Here is a 25,963-nt window from a genome sequence, read left to right as displayed (position 1 = left end):
ATAGCTCCTATACAATGTTTTTGCAATAATGCAAATAGTTTGGCATTATTGCAAATTATATTTATTTAGTTTTCTATATAATGTCGAAAGATCAATACCTAATTCTTTAGAAATTACATTTTTACTATCTTTCTCATTTCCATATTTAAAAATCATATTTTCTAATATACTTCTCTCATAACTTTCAACCTGTGCTTTCAAATTGATACTAGTTTTATCACTTGTCTTAGAATACTGCTTTATAGCATCCGGCAGATTTTCTACATTAATAACATCGCCTCTAGATATATTAATTAGATATTCAATAATATTCTCCAACTCTCTAATATTACCTGGCCATTTGTACGACTCAAATATTTTTTTTACATCTTCTGAAAGCTTTTTCTCTTCAAATCTATATTTACAGCAATATTTCTTTATGAGGTACTCACTTAATAAAAATATATCTTCCTCTCTCTCCCTTAAACTTGGTAAAAAAATCGGAATTACATTAAGTCTATAGTATAAATCTTCTCTGAACTGGCCATTTTTCACCATTTGTTCTAAATTTTTATTAGTAGCAGCAACTATTCTTACATTTACAAAGACCTCTTCCTTTCCTCCTATCTTTGTAAAGCTTTGTTCTTGAAGAACTCTTAATATTTTAGGTTGAAGATGCAATGGTAAATCTCCAATCTCATCTAGGAATAAAGTTCCTCCATTAGCAACTTCAAACTTGCCCATATGCCCCTCTTTTCTAGCCCCAGTAAAAGTTCCTCCCTCATATCCAAAAAACTCACTTTCAAGAAGGTTATCTGGAATTGAAGCACAATTTACTGCTACAAAAGGTGCATTAAATCTATTACTTTCTTGATGTATAGCTCTTGCAAATAACTCTTTACCAGTTCCACTTTCACCTTGTAATAAAACTGTTGAATCTGTAGTAGCTATATTTTTAGCAATATTTTTCACTTTATTTATAGCAGCACTATTTCCTATTATATCTTCAAATTTAACTTGCTTAGTATTAGCAAACAATTTATAGGCTGCTCTAACTTCATCACTCTTTTTATTAATCTGAATTATATTACTAACAGTTTCTCCTTGTAATATAATGGGCTTAATCTTAATTAATAAACTTTTATTTTTATTGTTATGAACTTCCATTACTAGGTCTTTATAAGTATTTTCTAAAAAGCTTATATCAAAATCCTTCATAATTCTTTTGATGTTTATATTATCCTGATTTTCCTTTATCCCCAGTAATTTTTTTCCTTTATCGTTAACATATTTTATATCACCATGTTTATCTACACATAATATCCCTTCATTTAAACTATTCATAATATGATTAGTTTCTTGCTTTTGTATTTTAAGCTTTTCAATATTCTCTAAGTAATGTATATTACCTATCAATAGCGAGCTTAACCTATTCAAAAAATTTATCATAGAATTAAATTCACTACATATATTTGCACACATATTTTCATTAAAAACATTTATACCTATAATTCCAATTACTTCATCTTGATTAATTATGGGATACCCAATTGTTGCAAATTCCTTACAGGTATCCTTTGCTTCACATTGGTCACATGCAATATTTTTCCCATTACTTTGTGAGTACCTTTCTACATAATGAGGTATTTTCTCCTTAATTACATATTCATAAAGGCATTTAGATGGAATTTTATTTCCTATAAGTGTTTTATATTTTCCTGTGGAAGCAATTCTTTTAAATTCATTATCTATAATTGTAACATCTACATGAAGTACCGCTGCTATGGCCTCTGCCACCTCTTGTACAGAATTTTTTATACTATTTAAATCCATAAAAATCTCCTTTAGATTAACATTATAAATTTAATAAAATAAAATATAGTCATACTACTAATTATTAGTAGTATGACTATATAATAAATTATAAATTATAAACTATCAATGACAGCTATAAATATACTAAGGATTTACTCATGATCTTCTATAATTATTTCTTCTTTAATTTCTTTATTTGAAATTTGTGCTAATATCTCATCTCTTATTCTAGAAACTTCTTTAGAAGTTTCCAACTTATCATCACTATTTAAAGCTGTTAACTTTTCACTTAGTAATAGCATAATTAATGATTCAAAGGCATTACTTCCACCTTCCCCATTACTTCCTGCATTTACAATAGTTTTAGGAACTATATCTATTTTACCTTCCTTAATTGCATTGGTAAAGGAACTCATAACATCGCTAATTACCTTATATTGAGGTCCTCCATAGGCATTGACTTGTTCTTTTGCAGCAATAGCCTTAGAGATTCCCACTCTTGCTTCTTTATCCGCATCGGCCTCTGCTGTAATCTTAATTTTAAAAGCTTCTGCCTCTGATTGTTTTTTAACCTTATAGGCTTCTGCCTCTGATAAGTTTTGAATCTTTTCAGCATCTTGCTTAGCCTTCATAAGTTCAGCCTTACCTTGATTCTCTTGAATTTTAATATTGATATCAGATTCTGTTAAGGTAGTTTGCTGTTTTGCTATAGCCTCTGCCTCTCTAAGTTCTTTCTCTTTTTCTGCAGCTCTTTGTTGAGTATCGTAGGTTTGCAATTGTTCCTTAGCAATTTGTCTACTTCTCAATTGAGTTAATATAGTTTCTATTGCAGTATCGTCTTTAGAACCACCTGGAGTTCCTATTAACACCTCTTCAAGCTCTAAATTGTAATGATTAAATTTCTCTTTCATCTCCTGTGAACTTTGAGCTTGTATTTCATTTCTTTGTTGAATTAACTCTATAAGTGTCTTAGTTTGTCCAACATTCTTAAAATATGCCGAAATCATAGGGTCTAAAGTTTGATCTACCAGCATCTTTATATTCCCAAATCTTTGAATAACAAGAGGTGCCTTTCTATAATCTATATGAAATACTACTGATAGTGGTAAGCTTGGTTCAAAAGCATCCTTAGTGATTAAACTAACCTCTTTTAAGTTTTCATCATATTTATGATTTCCAATTTGATTAGAAATCCATTTTAGTATTACATTAGTGGTTGGTACTTGAATTATATTTCCTGCATAGGTATTAAAAGCATATTTTCCTGGCATTAGAGGTTCATTCCAAACCCCCCTATATCCTCGTTTAACTAACTCTCCATGCTTATAATCTGTACCCGAGAAGTCTTCCCCCTTAGTTCCTGTATAAGATACTACAACTCCAACAAATCCTACAGGAATTACTATCTTGGGTATATATTCTATAGTTGCAAATAATCTATTTATAAAGTAAGTTCCATCTGCTAATACTTGATATTGCCTTCCTCTGTACCCACCCGCACTTAAAAATGCATCTATATCTTGAAAATTATTATGATAATTTGGATCACTTGCTTCATCTCCCACTGTTGGGCATATTATGTTTTCTCTTCCTAAGGAAGGTCCATCATGAACTGTAACTATTCCTACTAAATCACTATTCCCTTCTATTACCACTGGTGAAAAACCATTTCTAGCTTTTATAAGTCTAGACATTTCCATCAATGTCTCTTGTTCTGATTTACTACCCATTTTTAAGCAATGAGTTTGATTTTCAGTAATAATAACAAATTGAGCTAGATTAAAAGCGTAAGTACCTTCACGAATAATTCCTCTTTGAGGACCTTTTTGTCCTTCATTGCTTAAGAATGCTCTTACATTTTGAAAGTTATTACACTGAGAAACTATCTCTCCTAAGGTTTGTGTTGGCTCTAAGGATTTACCATCTCTTGCAAAAACATAGGCTACTTTTCCTTGTGGTATAGTAACCAGTGGTATTATATGAACTTTAAAAACTAAGGGTGTTCTAAAATGGATACCACCTCTTAATAAATCAGGTTGATAACCTGCTTCTCCATTTAGTGCAATAATTTGTTCCTTTAATGATCCTTTGGTAGACCACCACTTTTCAACTATTCCAACCTTATCATTTGGTATGATTCTAAAACCTATAATCCACAGAAATAACCATAGTCCAACCAATGATGCCACCACAATAATAATCGTAGATATGGCTGAAGATGTTAATAGATCCATAATACCCTCCCTCATAGAATAGTATCCCTTTATAGAACACTATTTATTTTAAATTACTATTACATATTAAATATATTTGCATTGTATGATTTGTATTCATTTTTGTAATATATAAATATAAAACTCCATGATAAAAATTAATAATGGCTAGTTCATTATTAACACTGTATTAGAATGAAATCTAAACAAAAATAGCCTTAGCAATATATTGCTAAGGCTATTTTTTTAATACAATTATTTTTCTTTTTCAAAGCTACCACAGTCAGTACATTCAGGTACTGTTGGATTCATTTCATGAGTTTTTACTTGTATTTGGTCTAATGTACAGTAATCCTTAGATTTATTATGATATTTACATTGTTGTACTGAACAAGCTATACTTTCATTAATATCCATAAAATTCAACCTCCTAAATTTATAATTAATTTTTGTTACTTTCATAGCTATTTTGTGCATTTTTAAATAAATTATTCTTATAAAATCAAATAATAAAATTATTCTTCGATATTGATAGCAGATACTGGGCATTGATCTCTAGCATCTATTGCACTTTCCTCTTGTTCTTCTGGTATTTCCTCTTCTATAGCTACTGCTTTTCCATCATCATCCATAGAAAATACTTCTGGACATACTCCAGTACAATTTGTACATCCAATACAGATATCTTTTTCAACAAAACCTTTCATTAAAATACCTCCTAAATATAAATTGTGCATTAATATAATTAGTATTAGTAGTGCAAAACATATATATACTAATTATAATTTGTAAAATCCTAGAACTTATAACTAATTTTATGGTAAAATATATTATGCCTATAGATCAGTGCATTTAGGAGCTTTTTTATGTAATTATGGCTATATATAAACACAGCTATATGTAGTTTATTGTCAACAACATATTAGATTCCTATAATTTATATTATTGTTAATAATATAAATTATCTATGGACTTATGTATAAATTAATTTTAAAATACAAATGTAGACAAAAGGAGTGGATTATATGAATAAATTGTATAAATTGGGTTGTTCTCTGTTAATTACCAGTGCATTTTTATCTTCTACAATTTTCAATGGAATCGCCCATGCAGCAGAGCCTAATGTAGATAAACTATTTGAAGATAGTTTTAAATCAGTTAAAAAGGTTGTTTCTATAGCAACTAAAAATGGTGTTAAACCCTATTATTTTAAATGTGAAGATTCATTAGATTTTGGGCCAAGCACAACTAAGAATACCGTTAATGCCGTAAAAGCTGATTTACAAACAGCTATATACGATTCTCGCAAACTAATTGATGAGCTTCCTAAAAGCTTTTTAAATTACAAGCAAACTTTTTCATCTATATTGGATAACTTTCAACATCCTATATTTGAAAGAACGGTAGCTGTTATCGAAAGCAATAAGGAAAATCCTAAACAATCTGAAGTTATATGGGGTCGAATATTAATAGATGATTTAGACTCAATTTATAAGGCTCCCTATAGTACAGCTTTAGATGAACTTCAAGGAGCTATTTTAACTGAGGCTGAACAACTAGTATTATTTGCTGAGGAGATTCGAGTTGAGGCATCTTTTAACGCTGCTAAATCTGCTATCGAAGAAATTAAAGCTATTCCCGATGAGTTTTCTAGCGAAGATATTCTTAGTTTTGTTAAATCTCTAGAGGATAGATTAATCCCTTTAGACAAAAAAGGTATTTTAGATAAAATAATAAATATGCCTTCTGTTGAAGTTACTCCTGATGACTTAGACTTAAAGTTACCAGCTGCAATTCCTGAGGGATATACTCTATATGTTACCTTTGAATGGATAAAAGATTACTGCAATAATAAAGTAACCATAAGTGATTTAAAATCTTCCTACTTAAGTAGTACTGTAATTGGAGATGGATTTAAAGACACCATAACATTACCACTATATTATAATAAAACTACTGAAACGTCTCTACCAGTCCAATCTAATTATTTAATATATGTGGTTAATAATAGTACTTCACTAGTAGAATATGTATCTAAAAATCCTATCACACTAACTTTAGGTGTAGAAAGTTCATCTTTAGATAATAACCCGTACTCAGCTGAAAGCACTATAAAGATTGATAGTGGTGCCACACATACAGGTTACATTACTCATGAAATACTTGCTAAAGATAAAGATAGAAATATTAAACATGATGTATTAGTTGTAGCTGAGGATACTCCTGCAGATATAGCTAAAAAATTAAAAAAGAGCACTGATAGTATTGCTTCAGAATATCTTCCAAATACAAGCTCTACTTTAAAGGATGATGAATTCACAATAAAATCATCTGAAAGCTCTAAGATAGTACAGAAAATATATTAGTAAGCGGGTGATACTTTGAAGAAGAAAATTATAAAAAGTTTAAAATTATTAATACCACAGGTTTTAGTTTGTACAATAATCATAACAAATGCAGCTACTATTATAGTACAAGCTAATGAACCAAACACTGAAATAGGAACAATTAATACTGACAAGCAAACTACTACTAATGATGGTGATGACAATAGCAATAATACCACTGATCCGGATTCTAGTAATACCACTGATCCAGATTCTAATAATCCAGATACTACTCCAATTCCATTACCTTCATATATTGATATAAGCAATTCTAGTGAGCTTTATGCTAAAGCTATATCTAGTATGAATAACATACCTCAAGGCTCTTTAAATCAATCAAAGAAAGCAATTTCTAATGGCTCTCTAAAAGTAGCCTTTGTAGGTGATAGTATATCAGAAGGTGCTGATTTATATTCTTCTTCTGATAATTACATATCAAAATTTCGTACTTCTTTAAAAGAAACATTACCTGAAGTAGATATTGAAGTTGAAAATTACTCTTTAGGTGCTCGTGGAATTATTCAACTATCAAATAAAAATTATTTAGCAGTTGAGGAAGAAACTAATTTTTTGCTTGATTTCCATCGTGATTGGTCTGTGCCAGGTAAAGCTTGGAGAGATCATGCTAAAGACCTTTCTCCTGACCTACTTGTAGTTGCTGTTGGCATGAATGATTCTCATAACAGGTCAGATAGTGATTGGGATTTCTGGGATGCTTTGAATAACTTCTGTAGTTATGCAGAGACTTGGTCTAAAGTTCCAGACATAGTTCTTGTTCCAACTATATTGCCTACTAAGAACTCTTCAATATATGACCAAAGACAAGATGTAACCAATAATATAGCTTCTGTAACTAGAGAATATGCAAAAGAAAAAAACTATATCTGTGCAGATGCTAATAGATTATTTCAAATTCTAAGAGATGGTAAAGACATAGTGTCTACATATGAAGTTAAAGAAAGTGATTTATCTAATGTAAATAATTTCACTAATGGTACTATAGAGTTTGATGTAAATCTAAAAGCTCATGGTATTGAAGGTGGAAGAGACATAATATACAGAAGTAGCGATTTAGGAAGTGTTATTTTAAGACTTCAAGCTAATAAAGATGGTACTGGTTCTGCTTCCTTATATTTTAATGATACACCTACGACCACTAAGGTAGTTGAACCAGATGAAAAAATTTCTTATGAAGTTGACAAAGATGGTAATACTGTTGTAGTTATCAAAGAGAAAGAAATTGTAGAAATTGAACCTAATAAAACAGTTGAAATATCTTCCTTTGCCTTAAATAAATCATATAAAGTTAAAATTGAAGCAAATGGTATTAATCATAAGGTTTCTATTAATGATAAATCTGTAATTGATTATAAAGTATATCAGGGAATAATGGGTGGTAAGCTATCTACAAAAGATACTGGTAAAACAGCTTCTACCATAAGTAACCTAACTATAAAAAATCAAGTTCCTTATACTGAATCTCCACTATATTCAGAAACTGAATTATTAGGTCCCTATAATGATCCTAATATAAGTGGTAATGGTATAAATCATCCTAATGAATTAGGTCACAATATAGTTTATCTACCTGCCTTCAATAGTATAATTAAAGAATTAAAGAATTCTTATACTGACTAAAATATTAGCCATAGACACCGTCTGTCTATGGCTATAATTATAAGTTTTTATCTTTGACTTAATTTTAACATATTGCTGAATTTAGAGTTGCATATTATTATCAATAATATATTAAAACAAAGTCTTATCCTAAAACAAATTGTATAAATTTTACTTTTGATGAAGTATAATAGAGTTATATTATTTAAATTATAGGAGGATTTTATGTTTCCAGGAGATTCTATATTTTCAATAGTACCTATATTCTTCTTCATTATATTCGCACTTATTATAGGTACCATAATTCTTAATTTGGTTAAAGGTGCAAAGCAATGGAACTATAATAATAACCAACCTAAACTTTCCGTTCCTGCTTTAGTTATGGATAAAAGGATGGATGTATCTCATCACCACCATCATAATAATGATAACAATATGGCTTCACATACTTCCTCTACCACTTACTATATTACTTTCCAATTTGATAGTGGAGATCGTTTAGAACTTTCTGTGGATGGAGGCGAGTATGGACTCATTACTCAAGGAGATAAAGGTATTTTATCCTTTCAAGGAACTAGATATTTAGGGTTTAAAAGACAAGTAACTACGGAATTCTAAATAAATTGCTTGTACTTTATTTAGTGAATAGCAACCTCTTATTACTCTTCTCTAAATTATGAATATCTTCTCCTATATTGGAAAATAATAAAATTAACATCAAATAAGGAGGAGATTTTCTTGGCTAAAGAAAAGAGAAATAGACCAGATAAACATATTCAGGCAGAGGAAACTGTAGAGTTCGATCTAAATTCTGATGTAATACATACAAGAAATACTCATACTGCAAATAAACCTAAGCCTAAATATACAAAAAAATAATTCTAGGTTTTATCCTGATATGTTTACAAGGTGTATGATTGTGGTTATCCCTATCATATACCTTATTATATTTCTTAATATAGAAAATATTATATATAGATTGTAATAATGAAACTACATAATGCAAATAGGCTTTTCTTTTATAAGCTATTTAAATTGAACTTTATATTAATCTAATTTTATATTTAAGCCTATTTGTATAATGTAGACCCTTAATTACAACTTATATATAATATAATAAATATTCTCTATTACATAAATTAATTTTTATATATTAGGCATCCGAAAGAGGGGTTTAAAATGGGCTTTTCATTAGAAAAAAATGAGGTTATTCTATTTCAAGGAGATAGTATAACTGATTGTAGTCGAAACAAATTCATTAAGGGGGATTTAGGCCACGGTTATGCTTCATTAATAAATCACAAGCTACAAGAAGACCTTCCTGATTATAATATTACCTGCTACAATCGTGGTGTTTGGGGCAACAGAGTTATAAATCTTAAGAGACGTTGGTATAGAGATTGTTTAAAAGTTGACCCAACTCTTGTATCAATATTAATTGGTATTAATGACACCCGAAGAAAGTACAAATATAATAGACCAATTTCTGCAAAAGATTTTGGAAATACATATAAATTTATTTTAGATGAAACTCGAAGTAATCTAAAAAATACTAAGCTTGTCTTAATAGAGCCTTTTGTTCTCCCTGATACAGAAGATAAAAGTTTGTGGTATGAAGATTTGAGTCCTAAAATAGAGGTTATTCGTAATTTGTCAAAAGATTTTAATGCTCTATACCTACCCTTAAGTGATATATTTCATCAAGCTATGAAAGAAGACGGAAAAGGACCACTATATTGGACCTCTGATGGCATACACCCAACAGAAGAAGGACATAAATTAATTGCAAGAAAGTGGTTGGACTTATTTAATATAGATTAGATTCTAAAATTAAGGAGAATAAAATGCATACAGTGGATAATAGGAACTATCTATTGGATAATTTAAAAGGCTTTCTAATACTTCTAGTGGTATTAGGGCATTCTATAGAATTGTTTTTAAATAATAGTATTGTTTTTAAAACTATATATATTTTTATATACCTATTTCATATGCCATTTTTCGTTTTTATATCAGGATATTTTTCAAAGGATGTTGAAAAATGCAGGAATTATGCCTTCAAAACTTTTTTAGTTCCCTATATGATTTTTAATACTTTATGGTATATAGTAGCATCTATTGCAACTAAGTCCCTATCTATATCTGTGTTATCTCCTGGTTGGGCTCTTTGGTATCTTTTAAGCATGTTTTTTTGGAGACTATTTCTAAAAGATCTAATAAAAGTTAAACATGTTATTATACTTAGCATATTTATAGGCTTAGGAATAGGACTACTTAGGGAATTTAATGCCTATTTATCTATATCTCGAACTTTAGTATTTTTACCTTTTTTTCTACTAGGATACTATACTACAGAAAATCATATAAGAAAAATAAGAAAAATATCTAAGTTTTTTTCTATAATGGGAATTATCCTATTACTAATAATTTCTATTTCCTTAGCTAATATAAATCTATTTCCTGTTCAATTTCTATATGGAAATGCTGCTTATGATAGCTTTAATATTACTAAACCCTTTGGAGTATTGTATAGATTCTCCTTGTATATCTTATCTTGTGCTTTTATTGTGTTCTTAATAAATTTAATGACATCAAAGAAAAATATCTTTTCCAAAATAGGACAGCATACCTTTCCAGTATATATATTTCACACCTATCTAGTTGCGCTATCCTTTATATTAAATCCTTTCAAATCAACAGTATGGCTGAATTTAGTATATACAATTATCTGTTCTATGGTCATAACCTATATATTATCACTTAAAATATTTAAAAAATATTTTGATAAAGGATTAGGAGAATCAGTAAAATTTATAACTAAAGATGAACTTTAAATAAATTACGGAATAATTTATTTAGAGTTTGACAGCACTTTAACTTTATGACAGTATATAAATGAAATAATTATTTAAAATTAATTTTTAGAAAAAGAGGGATTGTATTATGGCTAAAGGAAAAAAATTTGTTGAAGCAATAACATCTATGGATGAAGATTTTGCTAAATGGTATACAGATATAGTAAAAAAAGCTGAACTTGTAGATTATTCAAGTGTTAAAGGATGTATGATAATCAGACCATATGGCTATGCAATTTGGGAAAATATCCAAAAAACCCTTGACGAAAGATTAAAGGCTACTGGACATGAAAATGTTTATATGCCTATGTTTATACCTGAAAGTCTACTTCAAAGAGAAAAAGATCATGTTGAAGGATTCGCTCCTGAGGTTGCTTGGGTTACTCATGGTGGTTCTGAAGAGCTAGCTGAAAGATTATGTGTTAGACCCACTTCTGAAACCTTATTCTGTGACCATTATGCTAAGATAGTTCAATCATATAATGACTTACCAAAGCTTTATAACCAATGGTGTTCTGTTGTAAGATGGGAAAAAACAACAAGACCTTTCCTAAGAACCACAGAATTTTTGTGGCAAGAGGGTCACACTGTTCATGCTACTCCTGAAGAATCTGAAAAAGAGACTATTGATATATTAAATCTATATGCAGATTTCTGCGAGAATACCTTAGCTATTCCTGTTATCAAGGGAAGAAAAACTGATAAAGAGAAATTTGCTGGTGCTAAAGCTACCTATACTATAGAAAGCTTAATGCATGATGGTAAGGCATTACAAAATGGAACTTCTCATAACTTTGGAGATGGGTTTGCTAAAGCCTTTAATATAAGATACACAGATAAAAATGGCCAGCTTCAATATGTTCACGAAACTTCTTGGGGAGTTACAACTCGTTTAATTGGAGCTCTAATAATGGTTCATGGAGATGATAGTGGTCTTGTACTTCCTCCAAAAATAGCACCAACTCAAGTTGTTATAATTCCAATAGCTCAGCACAAAGAGGGAGTTATTGAAAAGGCTACAGAACTTAGAGATAGAGTATCAAAAGTTGCTAGAGTTAAAATAGATATCAGCGATAAAATGCCTGGCTGGAAATTTAGTGAATATGAAATGAAGGGTATTCCACTAAGAGTTGAAATTGGACCAAAAGACATTGAAAATAACCAAGCAGTTTTAGTTAGAAGAGATAGTAGAGAAAAAATTATAATTTCCCTTGATGAATTAGAAAGCAAAATTGCTGAAACTCTTAAGTCAATTCAAATAGGACTTTTAGAAAAAGCTAGAAATCATACTAATGAAATGACTTACTCAGCAGTAACTTTAGAGAACTTCATGGATATAGCTAATAATAAACCTGGATTTATTAAAGCTATGTGGTGTGAAGATAGAGCTTGTGAAGAGAAGCTAAAAGAAATAGCTGGAGTTAGCTCTAGATGCATGCCTTTTGAACAAGAAAATCTATCTTCAACCTGTATATGTTGTGGAAAAGAAGCAAAATCATTAGTTTACTGGGGAAAAGCATATTAGACATCTTCAAAAAAATAACTAGTCAGTTTACTTATCTATTTTTTCAGATGATTTAACATGTAAATTCTAATTTACTTACAAAAGAAGTTCACTTTATTAATAATCGAGTGAACTTCTTTTGTTTTTGCTTGTATTTTAAATATTTGATATTTGCCAATCAATTTCACTTTTGCCTAAGGATTTTAATATTTCGTTTGTTTTAGAAAAGTGCTTACATCCAAAAAATCCTCTACTTGCTGATAGCGGACTCGGATGTACTGTATTTAGTATGTAGTGATGTTTATTTGTTATTAACCTGGTTTTATCTTTAGCATTGTTTCCCCATAATAAAAATATAACAGGGTCTTTTCTTTCATTTAACAATTCTATTACTTTATCGGTAAATATTTCCCATCCTTTATTTTTATGTGAATTCGCCTCTCCCTGTCTAACTGTTAAAACAGTATTAAGAAGAAGAACCCCTTTATTTGACCATGGAACTAAATATCCATTATTAGGAATAAAGCAATCTAAATCATCTTTTAATTCTTTATACATATTTAAAAGTGATGGAGGAGTCTTTACAGTAGGTTGTACTGAAAATGCTAGTCCATGGGCTTGATTTGGACCATGATACGGATCTTGACCTAGTATTACAACCTTTACCTCTTCATATGGTGTCAGCTTTAGTGCCTCAAAAATATTATTCATATTAGGATATATTATTTTACTACTATACTCATTTATCAAAAACTGTCTTAATTGAAGATAATAGTCCTTTTCAAATTCTTCCTTTAAAAATTCATCCCAAGAATTATTTAATTTAACCATTTTATTATCCTTTCTATCTTAACATCTAATTATTATATTTCGTTGCAGATGTTATATTAATTTTAAATTATTATTTACTATAATTATACTCAATATTCTATTAGTTATAAAGTTAAAGGTCATACCTAGAAATAGGTATGACCCACAAACTATATCTAACAATAAAATCATTATTATAGTAGGATTACTTTTGGAACTTCCTCTTATCTTCATTCCATGGTAAATCCTCAGAAAATTCTTCTTTAAATTTTCTTATTTCCTGTTTTGCTTTTGGACTTGTAGCTATGTGTCGTGATTTATTTTCATTTTTCATAAGCTATTTCTCCTCTGTTCTACTATTAAATAAAACTTAAAACAAAACAAATAATGATTTTATTGGTATGACATTATTATATGCATTTTACTTTTAATTATACATCATATTTAGAAAACATATCTTTACAATCATTTTAATATACTGTATAATATTTTTAAAATATGGTTTTTATTTCTATAGGTGTAGCATTTATACATCTTGAATGTGTTTTATGCTATACAATTTCCTCTATGTTTTAAAAGCCAGTTTTATTGCTTAAACCCTAAACATTACAAAATTTTAATACTATTCTTAAACTGCGAATCACCCGTTCGCAGTTTTTTTTTATATTTTAAAAACATATGAGTAAATAATTCACCTTATAGCTTTAGCTGTATACTATAATATTGTAATAATATTAAGGAGCGCTATGTAATGTTCATACGTAACCCTAATTATAATGAACTAGCAGAAACTAATGAGGACTTCTTATTTGAATCCTTTAAAAGTCATAATGAACCTAGCAATGAAAGATTCATTTCACCACCATTTGGCAATTTTCCACCACCATTCGGCGGGCCCCCTGGCGGACCTGGAGCCCCTGGAGGTCCCGGCGGGCCAGGTGGTCCTGGAGGGCCTGGCGGTCCTGGACCTGGTGGTCCTGGTCGTCCTCCTGGTCCTCCACCAAATATAACACCTAAAAAAGCTTTTGGTGGTCCTTCGCCCCTGGTTTCACCTGGCTCAATAAGACCGTGTTTATTTAGGTTTGTATATATATGGCTTGATAATGGTCGTTCTTTCTGGGCTTGGCTTATTAACGTAGATAGAAGATCAGCTGCTGGATTTAGATGGAATGGTTTCACTTGGGTATATTTCGCAGTAGCTTTACGTAGAATTGCATTTTTCGAATGCTTTGGTAGAGACTATAGTAGAGCCGCAGCTTCTCTCTCTGATAATATAAAAAATCAGCGACTAGCTCCAAATACTTTTAAAATTGATTATCCATTTATTGAAGGTTTATCTAATGAAATAGTTCAAAGCACTATGAATGAAGATATCATAGGAACTCTGAATTCCCTTTTTTTAACCCACGTTATGCTACCTGAAAAGATAGATTTTAAAGAGATAATAGGTTCCTATCAAATTCCTCTTGATGAAAAAGGTTTACTGAGCATAGTATTTTCACTTTATACTTATACTGGTGGAGCTCATGGAAATACTGTATTTGACTCCATAACCTTTAATACGGATGCTGGTGATCCTTATGACTTTGATGAATTATTCAATCCTAAAGTAAATTATAATGAAATTCTAAGCAATATAGCCATACAGAAAGCTAAAGAAAACAAAGTCCCTTTCACTAATGAATATAAAGGAATAACAGAAAACCAAAGATTCTATTTAACTCCTCAAGGATTAGTTCTATATTATCAAATTTATGAGTATACACCTTACTCTTATGGATTATTTAGAATTCTTATCCCATATAATGAATTAAAGGGTTTAATATATCCTTTGAGCCCATTGGCGAAATTTATAACTGATTAATAAATATATATAACTAATAATGTAATAAATTTCACATAAATATGCAGGTTTCTCACAAGTTCATCAATTTTAGAATTTCTACTTTACAACCATGAATAAGTAAGATACCTGCACCTTAGTTCACTTTCTATTTTTTCAATGCTATTATCATAATATATATAACTCCTATATTATTTATATTTTTCAATATAATACAAATAGCTATTTTAAAACTTTAAGTTATTATCTATAATAACTATATAGAATTTATGTAAGGAGTAGGATAGCTATGTACAATTACCTAACTGAAGAAGCTTTAAATAAGTTAAGAGACGAATTAGAATACAGAAAAACCGTGGTTAGAAAGAACATAAATGAGGACTTAAAGGAAGCTAGAGCCCACGGTGACCTGAGTGAAAATTTCGAATATAAGGCGGCTAAAAAAGATAGAGCCGATAATAACAGGAGAATGGGTTATCTTGATCGAATGATTAGGACTGCTGTTCTGATAACTGATGTGATTAAAGATGATGAAGTTGGTATTGGTAAACAAGTTACCCTTCAGTTTATTGAAGAAAATGAGATTGCTACCTTTACTATGGTAACAACCATAGACGCTGACCCTATAGAAAATAAGATTAGTATAGAATGTCCACTAGGCAAATCCATATATAAACAAAAATTAGGAGAAGAAGTAACCATAGATTCTCCTGATGGTAGCTATACTGTTAAAATAGAAAAAATACTATAACTCTATAAAATCCTTAAAACATAACAAATATACCTATTCCATTAAATTTAAAACTTCCTCAATAAACAAATTAAAACCTAGAGATACTGCTGCTTCATCTCTAGGCTCTTTTATTTTAAGCTCCCTAGGATATTGGGGGTCCCGGGATTGAGCTTACGTAAATTAATTGATTTTATATCTTTTAGTTCTATTGTAAATTGCTAACTATAATCCTTACAGATTTTATTAAATTTTTATTCTATAAATTATATTACTTTATTATTCTTTATTTTTCCTATATTAAATATTTTATTATTATTATGGAATTATATCAAACTTCTAATAATTCACATTTAAATATTATCAGTAGTTTTAAATTCATATATACATATATATCATCCATAATTCTTATATTTTTTCGTTTTTTCTTTATGTTTCCCATAGGTTTATTATTAAAAGTTTCATATTCCTATAATTTTTAACTCATATAATAATTGACTTTATTACAACTTACTCTTATACTAGTGTTAAATTTTAGAATTAAGGTGATAACCATGTTCAAAACAATCAAATCAAAGATTGCTATTATATATGAACTATTAGTATATACTATAGCTATAATAGGAATAGCTTCTATAGTAAGTATATACACCGTAAGCGAATCCATAGATGGATTTATGGATAATAACTACAATAGTATAAAAGCCGTTGCTAACATGTTAGAAAATTTAGATGGACAGAAAAATTCAATCATTCTTTACCTATATTCTGATAAAGAAGAAGGTATAAATAACTTCTTTAAATATGGACTTGAATTTAATCAATGGCTTGAACTTGAAAAACAAAGTGTATCGGAAAACTTTGAAGCTCGCCATGTTGACAATATAGAAAAAACTCATAAAACTCTTTTGGTAAAATTTTCCCTACTTCAAAATACTTTTTCTAACAGTGGTATGGATGAAGCAACAAGTTATTTTAATTCAGATATCCTACCCATATTTAATGATTTATCTGTAGAACTAAAAAAAATATGGGATATAAATGAGGTTGCTATGCTAGATAGTGAAGATAATGTTTCAACTGATGCAAAAAGATATTCTATAATAATTTTTATCCTTTCATCAATAGCTGTTGCTGGAGGATATATCGTATCAAAATATTCCGCTAACAAAACCTTAAGACCTATTTATTCACTAATGGAAAACATAAAAGCTGTCACAGAGGGAAGTCTTTCTCAACAAGCTCCTATCATCTCCCAAGATGAAATAGGAGATCTAACAAGAGAATTTAATAGCATGACTACAAGACTTAAAGATTTTGAAACAAGCACTATGGGAAAGCTTTTTAGCGAAAAAAATAAATCTGTTGCCATCGTCAAAAGTATTAGTGACCCTTTAATTGTATTAGACAGTGACCATAAGATTATCTTAATAAATAAAGCTTGTGAAGATTTATTTGAAATTAAGGAACCTGAGGCACTAGGAAAATATTTTCTAGAATACATAAAAAATGGATCTATTTTTGATTTTATATATAACGCTTCCCATGAAATTTCAGACATCCCAAAAGAAAAAATTTTCTATTTAGATTTGAAAGGTGAAGACTATTATTTTAATATAATAGTCTCTATAATTAAAGATTTTGAAACTAATATTAATGGAATCATAGTACTTTTTCAAAATGTAACTAGTTTAAAGCAGCTAGAAAATATGAAAGGAGATTTAATATCTACTATATCTCATGAGTTTAAAACTCCTTTAACCTCTATTCTTATGGGAACTAGCCTTATGAAAAGCGAAAAAATAGGTGTTCTAAATCATAAACAAGCAAAAATTATCAATACCATAGAAGAAGATGGAGAACAACTAAACACTCTTGTAAATAACCTGCTAGCTCTATCTAAAGTAGAATCTAAAAATGCTATATTCAATATAACTCCATATCCATTAAATGATTTAATAAATAACTCTATAAACCTATTTGTAGATCAAGCTAAAGATAATGGAGTAATAATCAATTATATAGAAAACACTTCTTTACCTTATGTAAATATTGATATAGAAAAAACTCCTTGGATTATTAATAATTTAATATCTAATGCTCTAAAATTTACACGCAGTGGTGATTTTATCAAAATATCAACATTAATTCAGGAGGATATGGCATGTATTAGTGTTAGTGATACTGGAATTGGTATTCCTAAAGAATACACTGAAAAGATTTTCGATAAATTTATACAAGTAAAAGGCCAGGATTCAGAAATAAGAGGAACAGGATTAGGTCTTGCTATTGCAAAAGAAATTGTAGGCGCTTTAGGTGGTGAAATTTGGTGTACTAGCACCTTAAATGTTGGAAGCACATTTACCTTTACTATTCCTTTATCAAAGAACATGTAATAAATATTAAAAATTAGGAGGAAACATGACTATGAAGAAAGCTCTTGTAGTAGATGATACTAAAAATATAAGAAATTTACTTACTACTTGTTTAGAATTAAATAATTTTGATGTGGTAACTGCAAGCAATGGTGAAGATGCCTTAAAGATTGTCCTTTCAGAATCCTTTGATTTAATTTTTCTAGATATAAAAATGCCAGAAATTAGTGGAACTAAAGTGTTAAAAGGTATTAGAGATGCATCTATAAATACACCCGTAATAATTATGACAGCTTTTGCTACTGTGAAAAATGCTGTTGATTGTACAAAGCTTGGAGCTATAGCCTATCTTCAAAAACCTTTTACTATAGAAAAGGTTAATTCTGTATTGTCTGAAGTTTTTGATTCTCTTAACTCAGAAAATTCTACAGAAACTCAACTTAAAGAAAGTGAAGCTCTTCTAAATGCAGGAAAATTAGATGAAGCTTATTCCCTGCTAAAAAAAATCCTCTCTATTGATCCAAGCTATGGTAGGACTTATTTTTTAATAGGAAAGTTTCATGAAAGTAAAGGTAATATGGTAGAAGCTTCTAAATTTTTTAATATAGCTAAAGAACTCGGTTATGAACAATAACATTATATTTTAATATTAGGCTGTGTTTTAAATAGAATTGATTTAAACTTCATATTATTACTACCAAGCTATTTCTAAAGATTGCAATTCATTATCAATAATATATTAAAATACAGCCTAATATTTATACTGATTCACACAGTTCTAAATCCCTCTTAAATAAAATTCCTTTTTTAACGAGTACAAAGAATATACTTACTAAAACTATTCCCTTTAATACACTACTCATGCTTATGCTCCACCATACGCCATCAACACCTAACATATTAGAAGAAGATAATAACATAGCTGCTGGCACTCTCATACCAGTTAAAATCACACTAACTGTAGCTGGTATATATGTTCTCCCAAGCCCATTAAATACCCCTGCCGTAGTTATTTCTATACACATAAATAATTGTGAATATCCCAATATTATTAAATAATCTTTTCCTAAGGCAATAGCTCCTGTATCTCCTGGCGTGAATACTGAGAATATAGCTTCCCCTCCAAATATCAATAACAGTGAAGTTAAAGCTCCTACTATTATAGCTATTGTAATAGTAGCCTTATATCCTTTTTTAATTCTCTCAAATTTCTTTGCTCCATAGTTTTGTCCCACAAATGATCCTAGAGCCGTAGAGAACCCTCCTGCTGTCATCCAAGATATAGCTTCTATTTGAATTCCTACCTTTTGAACTGCTATAGGTGTTGGCCCAAAGGATGCTATTATTCTACTTAGAAGTATAGAATATACTGCAAACAATCCATGCTGACATCCTGCTGGAAGCCCTAGCTTGAATATATTTTTAATATATTCAATATTAGGCTTAGTAAATATACTAAATTTCAAATATTTTTCTCTACTTTTTAATATTATAGTTACAAAAAATCCAACTACTACAGCCTGGGCTAGCATAGTTCCTAAAGCCGCTCCTAAAACTCCTAATTTAGGAATTGGACCAAAGCCGTTAATAAGTACTAAATCAAGTATTATATTAGTAGCTAATCCTATAGTATTTATAATAAATGGTGTTCTACTATTTCCTGATCCATTAAATATGGCTGTAAAAACTGGTATGACACAACTTATAGGCATGGAAATTGCCATGACCCTTAGATATGTTTCAGACATATGTATAATTGTTGCATCATTTAGTTTAAAAAATCCTATTAATTGTTTAGATAGTAAAAATACAATTAATCCATATAGTATAGACAACATTAAATTTATTTGTAATGCACTTACTATGTATTTCCTTGCTCCATCTTCATCTTTTTTACCTAAATTTTGAGCTACCCTAACCTCAGCTCCAATCTTAGATATCATTGCAAAAGACATAGATAAATTGATAAATGAACCTGCTGTTCCGATTGCTGCAACTGCATTAGTTCCAACTCTTCCTATCAACAGCATATCAGTTAAATTATATGCCATCTGAATAAATGAAGTTGCCATTATTGGAATAGCTAATTTAACTAGCTTATCACTTATTGAACCTTCTGTTAAATCTATTCTTGCCTTCATTCTTACACCTCCCTCTTATAACTTAGTTTAAAATGTTATCTATAAAATTATATCATTATAACCTAAAATAAAAAACAGAGTGAATTTAGTTAATAATTTACTCTGTCTTAAAAATTAACTAATTTACATCCCTAATCTCATGCCTACTATCATTCCTGAAAAATATGGTATTAGCCATATTAACCATACTAATATACTAAATTTATGAAAATTCTTCTTAGACTCTTCTTTATTCTTTACTAAAACCATAGTTGCCCATATTGCATGGAAAAGCATTAAAAGTATTGCTAATAATCCTGTAATACCGTGTAAATTCATAGTGAATCCAGTACCTGCAATTTTGCTCATAATAGTAGTTCCTGTGGTATCACAAATAAATCCTAACCAAAATACTACTAGATGCCATATTTTTAAAACTCCCTGTTTTTTCTCTGCCCATACTCCTATAGTATAAAATATAAGTGCTAAGCTTATAAACAAAATAGCGTTTATTAATAATATATTCATTGTAAATCCTCCTTTTATTTAATTATTTCTCCAATCCTTCTTCTACAAGTTTTGATAAGTCTTTTAATTTGTTTCTTATTTCTTCTAAATCATTTTTGCTTACATTATTAAAAATATGCTTGAAGCTACTGCTCATAACATCTTTTATATTTTCTGCTGTCTTTGAACCTTCTTTAGAAAATCTTACATACACAACCCTTTTATCCTTATCACTTCTTACACGTTCAATTATATCTAGTTTTTCTAATCTATCTAAAATACCAGATACTGTTGCATTAGTTAAACTCATTTCCTCACTGAGCTGCGATACCATCATCTTTTTATTATGTGCTATTAATTTTATCGCTGTTATTTGTGGCGCCGTAAGTCCTGTAGCCTTCAATTCATCTGTTATGCGTTGATTTATCTTTGAATTAATATCTTTTATAATTAAAGCGATCTCAAATTCTAAAGAATATTTCATATAACTTCACCCCCTCTAATAAAATATATTTAGCATGCTAATATTTAGTATACTAAATATATTTTATTATTATTTCTTGTTTTAGTCAACGCTAGTAAAGAAAAAAACAGCCTAAGCTGTTTTATAAAATCCCTGTATGTTCTAAAAATATTTTAATGCCTATTAATATAAGTATAATTCCTCCAGCAATTTCAGCTTTACTTTGTAACATATTACCACACTTCTTACCTAACTTCACACCAATAAAAGATAGCACAAAGGTTATTATTCCTATTGTTAATGCTGCGGTTAAAATATTGATTTGGAGAAAAGCAAAGCTTATACCTACCGCTAATGCATCAATGCTTGTAGCAATGGCAAGTAAAAGTAGTACTTTAGTACTTAAGCATTGTTTCTCCTCACTGCAATCAGTTTCTCCTTCCTCACAACCACAAGCAATAAATAATTCATTTTTTTCTTCTGACTCCGATGAATTTTCTAGTTCATTTTTTTCTTTTATAGATTCATAGATCATCTTTACACCAATTATACTTAAAAGTATCAATGCAATCCAATGATCATATTTAGTTATATAGTCTTTAAAACCTATACCCGCTACCCAACCTATAATCGGCATTATTCCCTGAAATCCTCCCATAAATAGTGCAATTTTAAGAGCATTCTTTAAATTAAATTCCTTCATTGATATACCATTGGTAACAGATACTGCGAAAGCATCCATAGATAAACCAAAGGCTACTAGTAATAATGATAATAATGTCATTTTTATTCCTCCTCCATCTCAATGATTGTAAATATATGTAACGACCCCAGGGGTGATTACTTTTTTTACATATAAAAGAAGACTTTTAACACAAAAGATTATAGCAATCCTCTGTGTTAAAAGCCTCGCCTTGACACTAAATGGTCAATATAAAGCCAGGTTGTGAAACCAGTATGTTGACTTTATAATCTCCTTCGAGCGGTCATTCCCTTTTACCATATATAATTATGAGCTTAATTATATCATCTATAATGTAGCGTATCAATATGTAATTATATTGTCATGTCCCTAACTACTTCCCCTATTATTTTTATTCCTATTTCAATATCTTCATAGGCAACCCTTGATATTCCTAATCTTAAGGTTTCTGATCCACTATCATCAATATAAAATATATCTCCTGGAGTAAAAATCACCCCTCTAGCATAGCACTCTTCCAATACCTCTCTAGCATTTAAACCATCTAATTTTATAAAAATATGAAGCCCTCCTTCTCCCCAAATCTCCTTGGTAGGAAGGTATTTCTTTATACATTTTAAGATAAATTCATATTTTTCCTTATAGAATTTTCTCACCTTTTTCATGTATTTTTCAAAAGCTCCACTTTGAAGATATTCATAAAATATAGCCTGATCTATAACTGATGAATGTATAGTTCTACATCTTTTTACACTTTCTAAGATATTTACAAGTCTCTTATCTGCTAATATCCATCCAAGTCTTATTCCTGGAAATAGTATCTTAGAAAAACTCCCAATATAAATAACTCCATTTCCATCTCCTTCTAGAGCAGCCAATGGTGATACATGGGAACCAGTATATAATAATTCTTCATTAAAACCATCTTCTATAATTGGAACCCCCGCTTTTTTCAAAATATTATATATTTTGTATCTTTTCTCTGGCTGCATAACTGTGCCAGTGGGATTATGATAGGATGGAATTAGATAAGCACACTTAGGTTTACTACTATTAATCTTATTTTCTAATATATCTATATCTATACCTTGGTTATTAATCTCCACACCTATGACATTAAGCCCATGAATTTTCATGAGCTTAATAGCTGTATTATGAGTTGGATTTTCACATATGATATTGTCTCCTTCTACTGTAAGAGATGACAATATCATATCCAAGCCTTCTGTAAAGCCGTTAGTAATTATTATATCTTTATTCTTTGTTGACACTCCTTTATTTTCCATATAACTCAACAAATATTCAATTAATGGCTTATATCCTTGAGCATACCCATAGTTTAAAAGCTTATGTCCTTCTAATGATATCCTATTTAAAAATGCCTTCTTGAATTCATCTATATCAAATAAATCTCCTTCTGGAGCTATACTTTTAAAGGATATCATACCTTTTTCCCACTGTATCTCATTTTTATTAATATCTAAATCTTCAGCCATTTTAGCGTACTTATTAATCTTATTATTCCAATCAATACTCCACTTAGATAGTTCACACACATCATTTTCACTAACAAAGGTGCCTTTGCCCTTAAGGGTATATAAAACACCTTCCGCTTCTAATTCCTCATATGCCATTATGACTGAATTTCTACTTACCTTTAGTAACTTACTTAATTCTCTTGTAGATGGTAGTTTACTTCCTCTTGAGAGCATTCCTTTTAATATCATATCTTCTATATGATTTTTTATTTGAATATATATGGTCTGTTTTTCCTTAAACTCTAAATTAGAAAAAATCAAAAATTATATCACCTCTCTATTAATGAATACTCTATTATCTTATCTAGCAATTCATCATATTCTATACCAGCAGCCTTTGCACTTTTGGGTATAAGGCTAGTCTTTGTCATACCTGGTAAGGTATTTATTTCAAGCACATACGGTACTCCATCTTTTACTATTATATCTAATCTAACATATACCCTACAATTAAATATATTCCAACATATTTTAGATATATGATTTATTTTTTCCTGTAGTTCTTCAGGTAAAATTATAGCTTCTTCTCTTGCTCCCTCTGCACTATATTTCTCTGTATAGTCAAAGAACTCTCCCTTAGTTGCCTTAATCGCTACCGTTGGATAAACTTCTCCATTTAATATGAAAGATGTATATTCATCACCTTGTATATACTTTTCAATCATTACCTCTTCATCATATCTTAATACTTCTCTAACTCTTTCACATAATGATTCTTCATTTTTAACCAAGAATGTAGCTACACTGGACCCTCCACTATTTGGTTTCACAAAAACAGGGTATCCTATATCTCTAATTTTTTTATAATCAATGTGTTCTACATTTTTAACAATTATCCATGGTGCTGTAGGTATGTCTTCCACTAGTAATAGTTTTTTTGTTATATTCTTATTCATACATAGTGCACTAGTTAAAACACCACAGCCTGAATATGGAATATTAAAGCTTTCAAGTAGTGCTTGAATTGTACCATCTTCTCCAAATTTACCATGAAGAGCTATAAATGCAAAATCTATATCCTTTATTTTATCTATAATATCAACTTTTGAATCCATAATTACAGGAATCACTTCATATTTATCTCTATTTAAATTTTCAACTATTTCTCTTCCTGAATTTAATGACACTTCTCTTTCTGAGGATAATCCTCCCATTATTACTGCCACCTTCATGTTATCACTCCTAAATAATTTTTTTATCTATATTTAAATACCTACTTTGCTCTATATTGATATTATATGTATATATAGCTATATGAAAAAGTACCACTACTTTTAAACTTTTCAACCATAGTGGTACTTTTACTTATTTGTCCATCCAATGTGTAAAAAATCTGAATTTATCCACAATTTGGTCGCTTTATCCACAGAGTTATCCACAAAATATTCAGATTCATACTATTCCCCACATGCAGACTATCAACATTATCCACAATCACTCCTTTTAACTATATAATAAATCTGCATTATATCATATAATAGGATATCTAAATTCTTATGCTTATTCTTTGGATAACTTGTTAATAATCATAAATCCCTTTTATAAACTATTGTGAATAACTTTATAAATCACTATAAAATAAGGCATTGCTTTAATATGGTGTGGATTTTAGAACTACATATTAAAACAATGCCTTATTCTATTTGCTTATATATACCATTATATCTTCTAAAGATGCATTTTCTAAGATTACATCTTTTCCGAATATATCCTTTGCTTTAGATGCATCTGATGTTAATCCCTCAAATCCAAAAGCATTATTAACAATTCCCTTTAAATATTTTTCATTCTCTTTAGTAATTAAATTTTTATCACCTTTTACTATTTTATACTTTTCTAAAACTTCTTCTTTTGATTCTGAAAACACTATTTTCCCATTTTTAATATAAGTTATATAGTCTGCTATTTTCTCTAAATCTGTAGTTATATGTGTAGATATCAAAATAGACACATTTCCATCTTGTATAATATCATAGAATATATCTAAAATTTCCGACCTAACTACTGGATCAAGTCCAGAAGTAGGCTCATCCATAATAATAAGCTCAGCATTATGGCTTAGAGCCAGCGCGATGGAAAATTTCATTTTCATTCCTTTAGATAATTGATTTACCTTTTCATTTTTATTTAGTCTAAATTTTTTTAAATAAGAATTAAAAAGGTCATTATCCCAATTTCTATATAATTTACTTAATGAATTTGCATTTGCTTCTAAAGTCATATGTTCATAACAAAAACATTCATCATATACAAAGGCTATTTTTTCTTTTATTTCCTTTTCAAATTCTATATTATCTTTTCCAAATACCTTAATCTCTCCACTCGTCTTTTTAACTAAATTCATTATAGCTTTTATAACGGTAGTTTTTCCTGCTCCATTTTGTCCTATGAAACCCATAATATATCCTTTCTCTATATTGAAAGATACATTATCTAAAGTAAAACTTTTATATTTTTTAGTCAAATTTTTTATTTCTAAGATATTTTCCATATTCCCCACCTCT

Annotated in this window: 24 protein-coding genes; 11 read left to right on the top strand and 13 right to left on the bottom strand. The window is 29.5% G+C overall.

Annotation, left to right across the window (positions count from 1 at the left end; all coding sequences use genetic code 11):
- Positions 1–45: 45 nt before the first annotated feature.
- From ACI48Q_RS00970 to ACI48Q_RS00955, 4 genes are all read right to left on the bottom strand, one after another.
- Positions 46–1,812 carry a sigma-54 interaction domain-containing protein gene (locus ACI48Q_RS00970; protein ID WP_474917175.1) on the bottom strand — a complete coding sequence of 589 codons (1,767 nt, stop codon included), beginning with the start codon at positions 1,810–1,812 and terminating at the stop codon, positions 46–48.
- Positions 1,813–1,946: 134 nt separating this feature from the next.
- Positions 1,947–4,028 carry an SPFH domain-containing protein gene (locus tag ACI48Q_RS00965; protein ID WP_474917174.1) on the bottom strand — a complete coding sequence of 694 codons (2,082 nt, stop codon included), beginning with the start codon at positions 4,026–4,028 and terminating at the stop codon, positions 1,947–1,949.
- A gap of 234 nt (positions 4,029–4,262) precedes the next feature.
- The gene (locus tag ACI48Q_RS00960; protein ID WP_474917173.1) at positions 4,263–4,424 is read right to left on the bottom strand and encodes a DUF1540 domain-containing protein; all 162 of its coding nucleotides are present in this window, start codon (positions 4,422–4,424) and stop codon (positions 4,263–4,265) included.
- Positions 4,425–4,522: 98 nt separating this feature from the next.
- Positions 4,523–4,714 (bottom strand): ferredoxin, encoded by a 192-nt coding sequence (locus ACI48Q_RS00955; RefSeq protein WP_474917172.1) that lies wholly within the window; start codon positions 4,712–4,714, stop codon positions 4,523–4,525.
- Between the two features lie 318 nt (positions 4,715–5,032).
- On the opposite strand from ACI48Q_RS00955, the gene ACI48Q_RS00950 reads away from it, so the two are divergent.
- The 7 genes from ACI48Q_RS00950 to proS all read left to right on the top strand — a co-directional run bounded on the left by ACI48Q_RS00950 (position 5,033) and on the right by proS (position 12,391).
- Positions 5,033–6,373, top strand: a complete 1,341-nt coding sequence (locus ACI48Q_RS00950) for a hypothetical protein (RefSeq protein ID WP_474917171.1) — start codon at positions 5,033–5,035, stop codon at positions 6,371–6,373.
- Positions 6,374–6,388: 15 nt separating this feature from the next.
- The gene (locus ACI48Q_RS00945; RefSeq protein ID WP_474917170.1) at positions 6,389–8,032 is read left to right on the top strand and encodes an SGNH/GDSL hydrolase family protein; all 1,644 of its coding nucleotides are present in this window, start codon (positions 6,389–6,391) and stop codon (positions 8,030–8,032) included.
- A gap of 204 nt (positions 8,033–8,236) precedes the next feature.
- Positions 8,237–8,629, top strand: coding sequence for a DUF2500 domain-containing protein (locus ACI48Q_RS00940; RefSeq protein ID WP_474917169.1), 393 nt, complete (start codon positions 8,237–8,239; stop codon positions 8,627–8,629).
- Between the two features lie 120 nt (positions 8,630–8,749).
- On the top strand, positions 8,750–8,890 hold the full coding sequence (locus ACI48Q_RS00935) for a hypothetical protein (protein WP_474917168.1): 141 nt from the start codon (positions 8,750–8,752) through the stop codon (positions 8,888–8,890).
- 300 nt (positions 8,891–9,190) lie between these two features.
- Positions 9,191–9,832 carry an SGNH/GDSL hydrolase family protein gene (locus tag ACI48Q_RS00930; RefSeq protein ID WP_474917167.1) on the top strand — a complete coding sequence of 214 codons (642 nt, stop codon included), beginning with the start codon at positions 9,191–9,193 and terminating at the stop codon, positions 9,830–9,832.
- A gap of 23 nt (positions 9,833–9,855) precedes the next feature.
- The gene (locus tag ACI48Q_RS00925; RefSeq protein WP_474917166.1) at positions 9,856–10,845 is read left to right on the top strand and encodes an acyltransferase family protein; all 990 of its coding nucleotides are present in this window, start codon (positions 9,856–9,858) and stop codon (positions 10,843–10,845) included.
- Between the two features lie 109 nt (positions 10,846–10,954).
- Positions 10,955–12,391, top strand: a complete 1,437-nt coding sequence (proS, locus tag ACI48Q_RS00920) for a proline--tRNA ligase (RefSeq protein ID WP_474917165.1) — start codon at positions 10,955–10,957, stop codon at positions 12,389–12,391.
- Between the two features lie 135 nt (positions 12,392–12,526).
- On the opposite strand, the gene ACI48Q_RS00915 is transcribed toward proS, so the two are convergent.
- The gene (locus ACI48Q_RS00915) at positions 12,527–13,201 is read right to left on the bottom strand and encodes a uracil-DNA glycosylase (RefSeq protein WP_474917164.1); all 675 of its coding nucleotides are present in this window, start codon (positions 13,199–13,201) and stop codon (positions 12,527–12,529) included.
- A 184-nt stretch (positions 13,202–13,385) separates the two neighbouring features.
- Positions 13,386–13,514: a hypothetical protein gene (locus ACI48Q_RS00910; protein ID WP_474917163.1), complete on the bottom strand. Its 129-nt coding sequence runs from the start codon at positions 13,512–13,514 to the stop codon at positions 13,386–13,388.
- Positions 13,515–13,931: 417 nt separating this feature from the next.
- On the opposite strand from ACI48Q_RS00910, the gene ACI48Q_RS00905 reads away from it, so the two are divergent.
- The 4 genes from ACI48Q_RS00905 (at position 13,932) to ACI48Q_RS00890 (ending at position 18,762) form a co-directional block, all read left to right on the top strand.
- Positions 13,932–15,044: a DUF3298 and DUF4163 domain-containing protein gene (locus ACI48Q_RS00905; RefSeq protein ID WP_474917162.1), complete on the top strand. Its 1,113-nt coding sequence runs from the start codon at positions 13,932–13,934 to the stop codon at positions 15,042–15,044.
- Positions 15,045–15,312: 268 nt separating this feature from the next.
- Positions 15,313–15,774 (top strand): transcription elongation factor GreA, encoded by a 462-nt coding sequence (gene greA / locus ACI48Q_RS00900; RefSeq protein ID WP_474917161.1) that lies wholly within the window; start codon positions 15,313–15,315, stop codon positions 15,772–15,774.
- Between the two features lie 533 nt (positions 15,775–16,307).
- A complete protein-coding gene (locus ACI48Q_RS00895) occupies positions 16,308–18,149 on the top strand; it encodes a HAMP domain-containing sensor histidine kinase (protein WP_474917160.1) in 1,842 nt (613 codons plus the stop codon).
- 25 nt (positions 18,150–18,174) lie between these two features.
- Complete coding sequence (locus tag ACI48Q_RS00890) at positions 18,175–18,762, top strand: tetratricopeptide repeat protein (RefSeq protein ID WP_474917159.1); 588 nt, start codon at positions 18,175–18,177, stop codon at positions 18,760–18,762.
- A gap of 124 nt (positions 18,763–18,886) precedes the next feature.
- Here ACI48Q_RS00890 and ACI48Q_RS00885 read toward each other — a convergent pair whose 3' ends face one another.
- The 7 genes from ACI48Q_RS00885 to ACI48Q_RS00855 all read right to left on the bottom strand — a co-directional run bounded on the left by ACI48Q_RS00885 (position 18,887) and on the right by ACI48Q_RS00855 (position 25,950).
- On the bottom strand, positions 18,887–20,269 hold the full coding sequence (locus ACI48Q_RS00885) for an MATE family efflux transporter (RefSeq protein ID WP_474917158.1): 1,383 nt from the start codon (positions 20,267–20,269) through the stop codon (positions 18,887–18,889).
- A gap of 123 nt (positions 20,270–20,392) precedes the next feature.
- Positions 20,393–20,776, bottom strand: coding sequence for an HsmA family protein (locus tag ACI48Q_RS00880; protein WP_474917157.1), 384 nt, complete (start codon positions 20,774–20,776; stop codon positions 20,393–20,395).
- 22 nt (positions 20,777–20,798) lie between these two features.
- Positions 20,799–21,239 carry a MarR family winged helix-turn-helix transcriptional regulator gene (locus ACI48Q_RS00875; RefSeq protein WP_474917156.1) on the bottom strand — a complete coding sequence of 147 codons (441 nt, stop codon included), beginning with the start codon at positions 21,237–21,239 and terminating at the stop codon, positions 20,799–20,801.
- Positions 21,240–21,360: 121 nt separating this feature from the next.
- Positions 21,361–22,002 (bottom strand): manganese efflux pump MntP, encoded by a 642-nt coding sequence (locus ACI48Q_RS00870; protein ID WP_474917155.1) that lies wholly within the window; start codon positions 22,000–22,002, stop codon positions 21,361–21,363.
- 272 nt (positions 22,003–22,274) lie between these two features.
- The gene (gene pdxR, locus ACI48Q_RS00865) at positions 22,275–23,717 is read right to left on the bottom strand and encodes a MocR-like pyridoxine biosynthesis transcription factor PdxR (RefSeq protein ID WP_474918309.1); all 1,443 of its coding nucleotides are present in this window, start codon (positions 23,715–23,717) and stop codon (positions 22,275–22,277) included.
- 11 nt (positions 23,718–23,728) lie between these two features.
- Complete coding sequence (locus ACI48Q_RS00860; protein WP_474917154.1) at positions 23,729–24,631, bottom strand: D-alanine--D-alanine ligase; 903 nt, start codon at positions 24,629–24,631, stop codon at positions 23,729–23,731.
- A gap of 467 nt (positions 24,632–25,098) precedes the next feature.
- A complete protein-coding gene (locus ACI48Q_RS00855; protein ID WP_474917153.1) occupies positions 25,099–25,950 on the bottom strand; it encodes an ABC transporter ATP-binding protein in 852 nt (283 codons plus the stop codon).
- Positions 25,951–25,963: the final 13 nt, after the last annotated feature.

The sequence above is a fragment of the Clostridium sp. LXY-7 genome, assembly GCF_056172015.1.
Note: the sequence above shows the minus strand (reverse complement) of the source record. Positions and strands in the feature narration are given on the sequence as shown.

Coding starts and splice junctions, on each gene's coding strand:
- ACI48Q_RS00970 (WP_474917175.1), bottom strand. CDS start 1,812: ATGGATTTAAATAGTATAAAAAATTCTGTACAAGAGGTGGCAGAGGCC.
- ACI48Q_RS00965 (WP_474917174.1), bottom strand. CDS start 4,028: ATGGATCTATTAACATCTTCAGCCATATCTACGATTATTATTGTGGTG.
- ACI48Q_RS00960 (WP_474917173.1), bottom strand. CDS start 4,424: ATGGATATTAATGAAAGTATAGCTTGTTCAGTACAACAATGTAAATAT.
- ACI48Q_RS00955 (WP_474917172.1), bottom strand. CDS start 4,714: ATGAAAGGTTTTGTTGAAAAAGATATCTGTATTGGATGTACAAATTGT.
- ACI48Q_RS00950 (WP_474917171.1), top strand. CDS start 5,033: ATGAATAAATTGTATAAATTGGGTTGTTCTCTGTTAATTACCAGTGCA.
- ACI48Q_RS00940 (WP_474917169.1), top strand. CDS start 8,237: ATGTTTCCAGGAGATTCTATATTTTCAATAGTACCTATATTCTTCTTC.
- ACI48Q_RS00930 (WP_474917167.1), top strand. CDS start 9,191: ATGGGCTTTTCATTAGAAAAAAATGAGGTTATTCTATTTCAAGGAGAT.
- ACI48Q_RS00925 (WP_474917166.1), top strand. CDS start 9,856: ATGCATACAGTGGATAATAGGAACTATCTATTGGATAATTTAAAAGGC.
- proS (WP_474917165.1), top strand. CDS start 10,955: ATGGCTAAAGGAAAAAAATTTGTTGAAGCAATAACATCTATGGATGAA.
- ACI48Q_RS00915 (WP_474917164.1), bottom strand. CDS start 13,201: ATGGTTAAATTAAATAATTCTTGGGATGAATTTTTAAAGGAAGAATTT.
- ACI48Q_RS00910 (WP_474917163.1), bottom strand. CDS start 13,514: ATGAAAAATGAAAATAAATCACGACACATAGCTACAAGTCCAAAAGCA.
- ACI48Q_RS00905 (WP_474917162.1), top strand. CDS start 13,932: ATGTTCATACGTAACCCTAATTATAATGAACTAGCAGAAACTAATGAG.
- greA (WP_474917161.1), top strand. CDS start 15,313: ATGTACAATTACCTAACTGAAGAAGCTTTAAATAAGTTAAGAGACGAA.
- ACI48Q_RS00895 (WP_474917160.1), top strand. CDS start 16,308: ATGTTCAAAACAATCAAATCAAAGATTGCTATTATATATGAACTATTA.
- ACI48Q_RS00890 (WP_474917159.1), top strand. CDS start 18,175: ATGACTATGAAGAAAGCTCTTGTAGTAGATGATACTAAAAATATAAGA.
- ACI48Q_RS00885 (WP_474917158.1), bottom strand. CDS start 20,269: ATGAAGGCAAGAATAGATTTAACAGAAGGTTCAATAAGTGATAAGCTA.
- ACI48Q_RS00880 (WP_474917157.1), bottom strand. CDS start 20,776: ATGAATATATTATTAATAAACGCTATTTTGTTTATAAGCTTAGCACTT.
- ACI48Q_RS00875 (WP_474917156.1), bottom strand. CDS start 21,239: ATGAAATATTCTTTAGAATTTGAGATCGCTTTAATTATAAAAGATATT.
- ACI48Q_RS00870 (WP_474917155.1), bottom strand. CDS start 22,002: ATGACATTATTATCATTATTACTAGTAGCCTTTGGTTTATCTATGGAT.
- ACI48Q_RS00860 (WP_474917154.1), bottom strand. CDS start 24,631: ATGAAGGTGGCAGTAATAATGGGAGGATTATCCTCAGAAAGAGAAGTG.
- ACI48Q_RS00855 (WP_474917153.1), bottom strand. CDS start 25,950: ATGGAAAATATCTTAGAAATAAAAAATTTGACTAAAAAATATAAAAGT.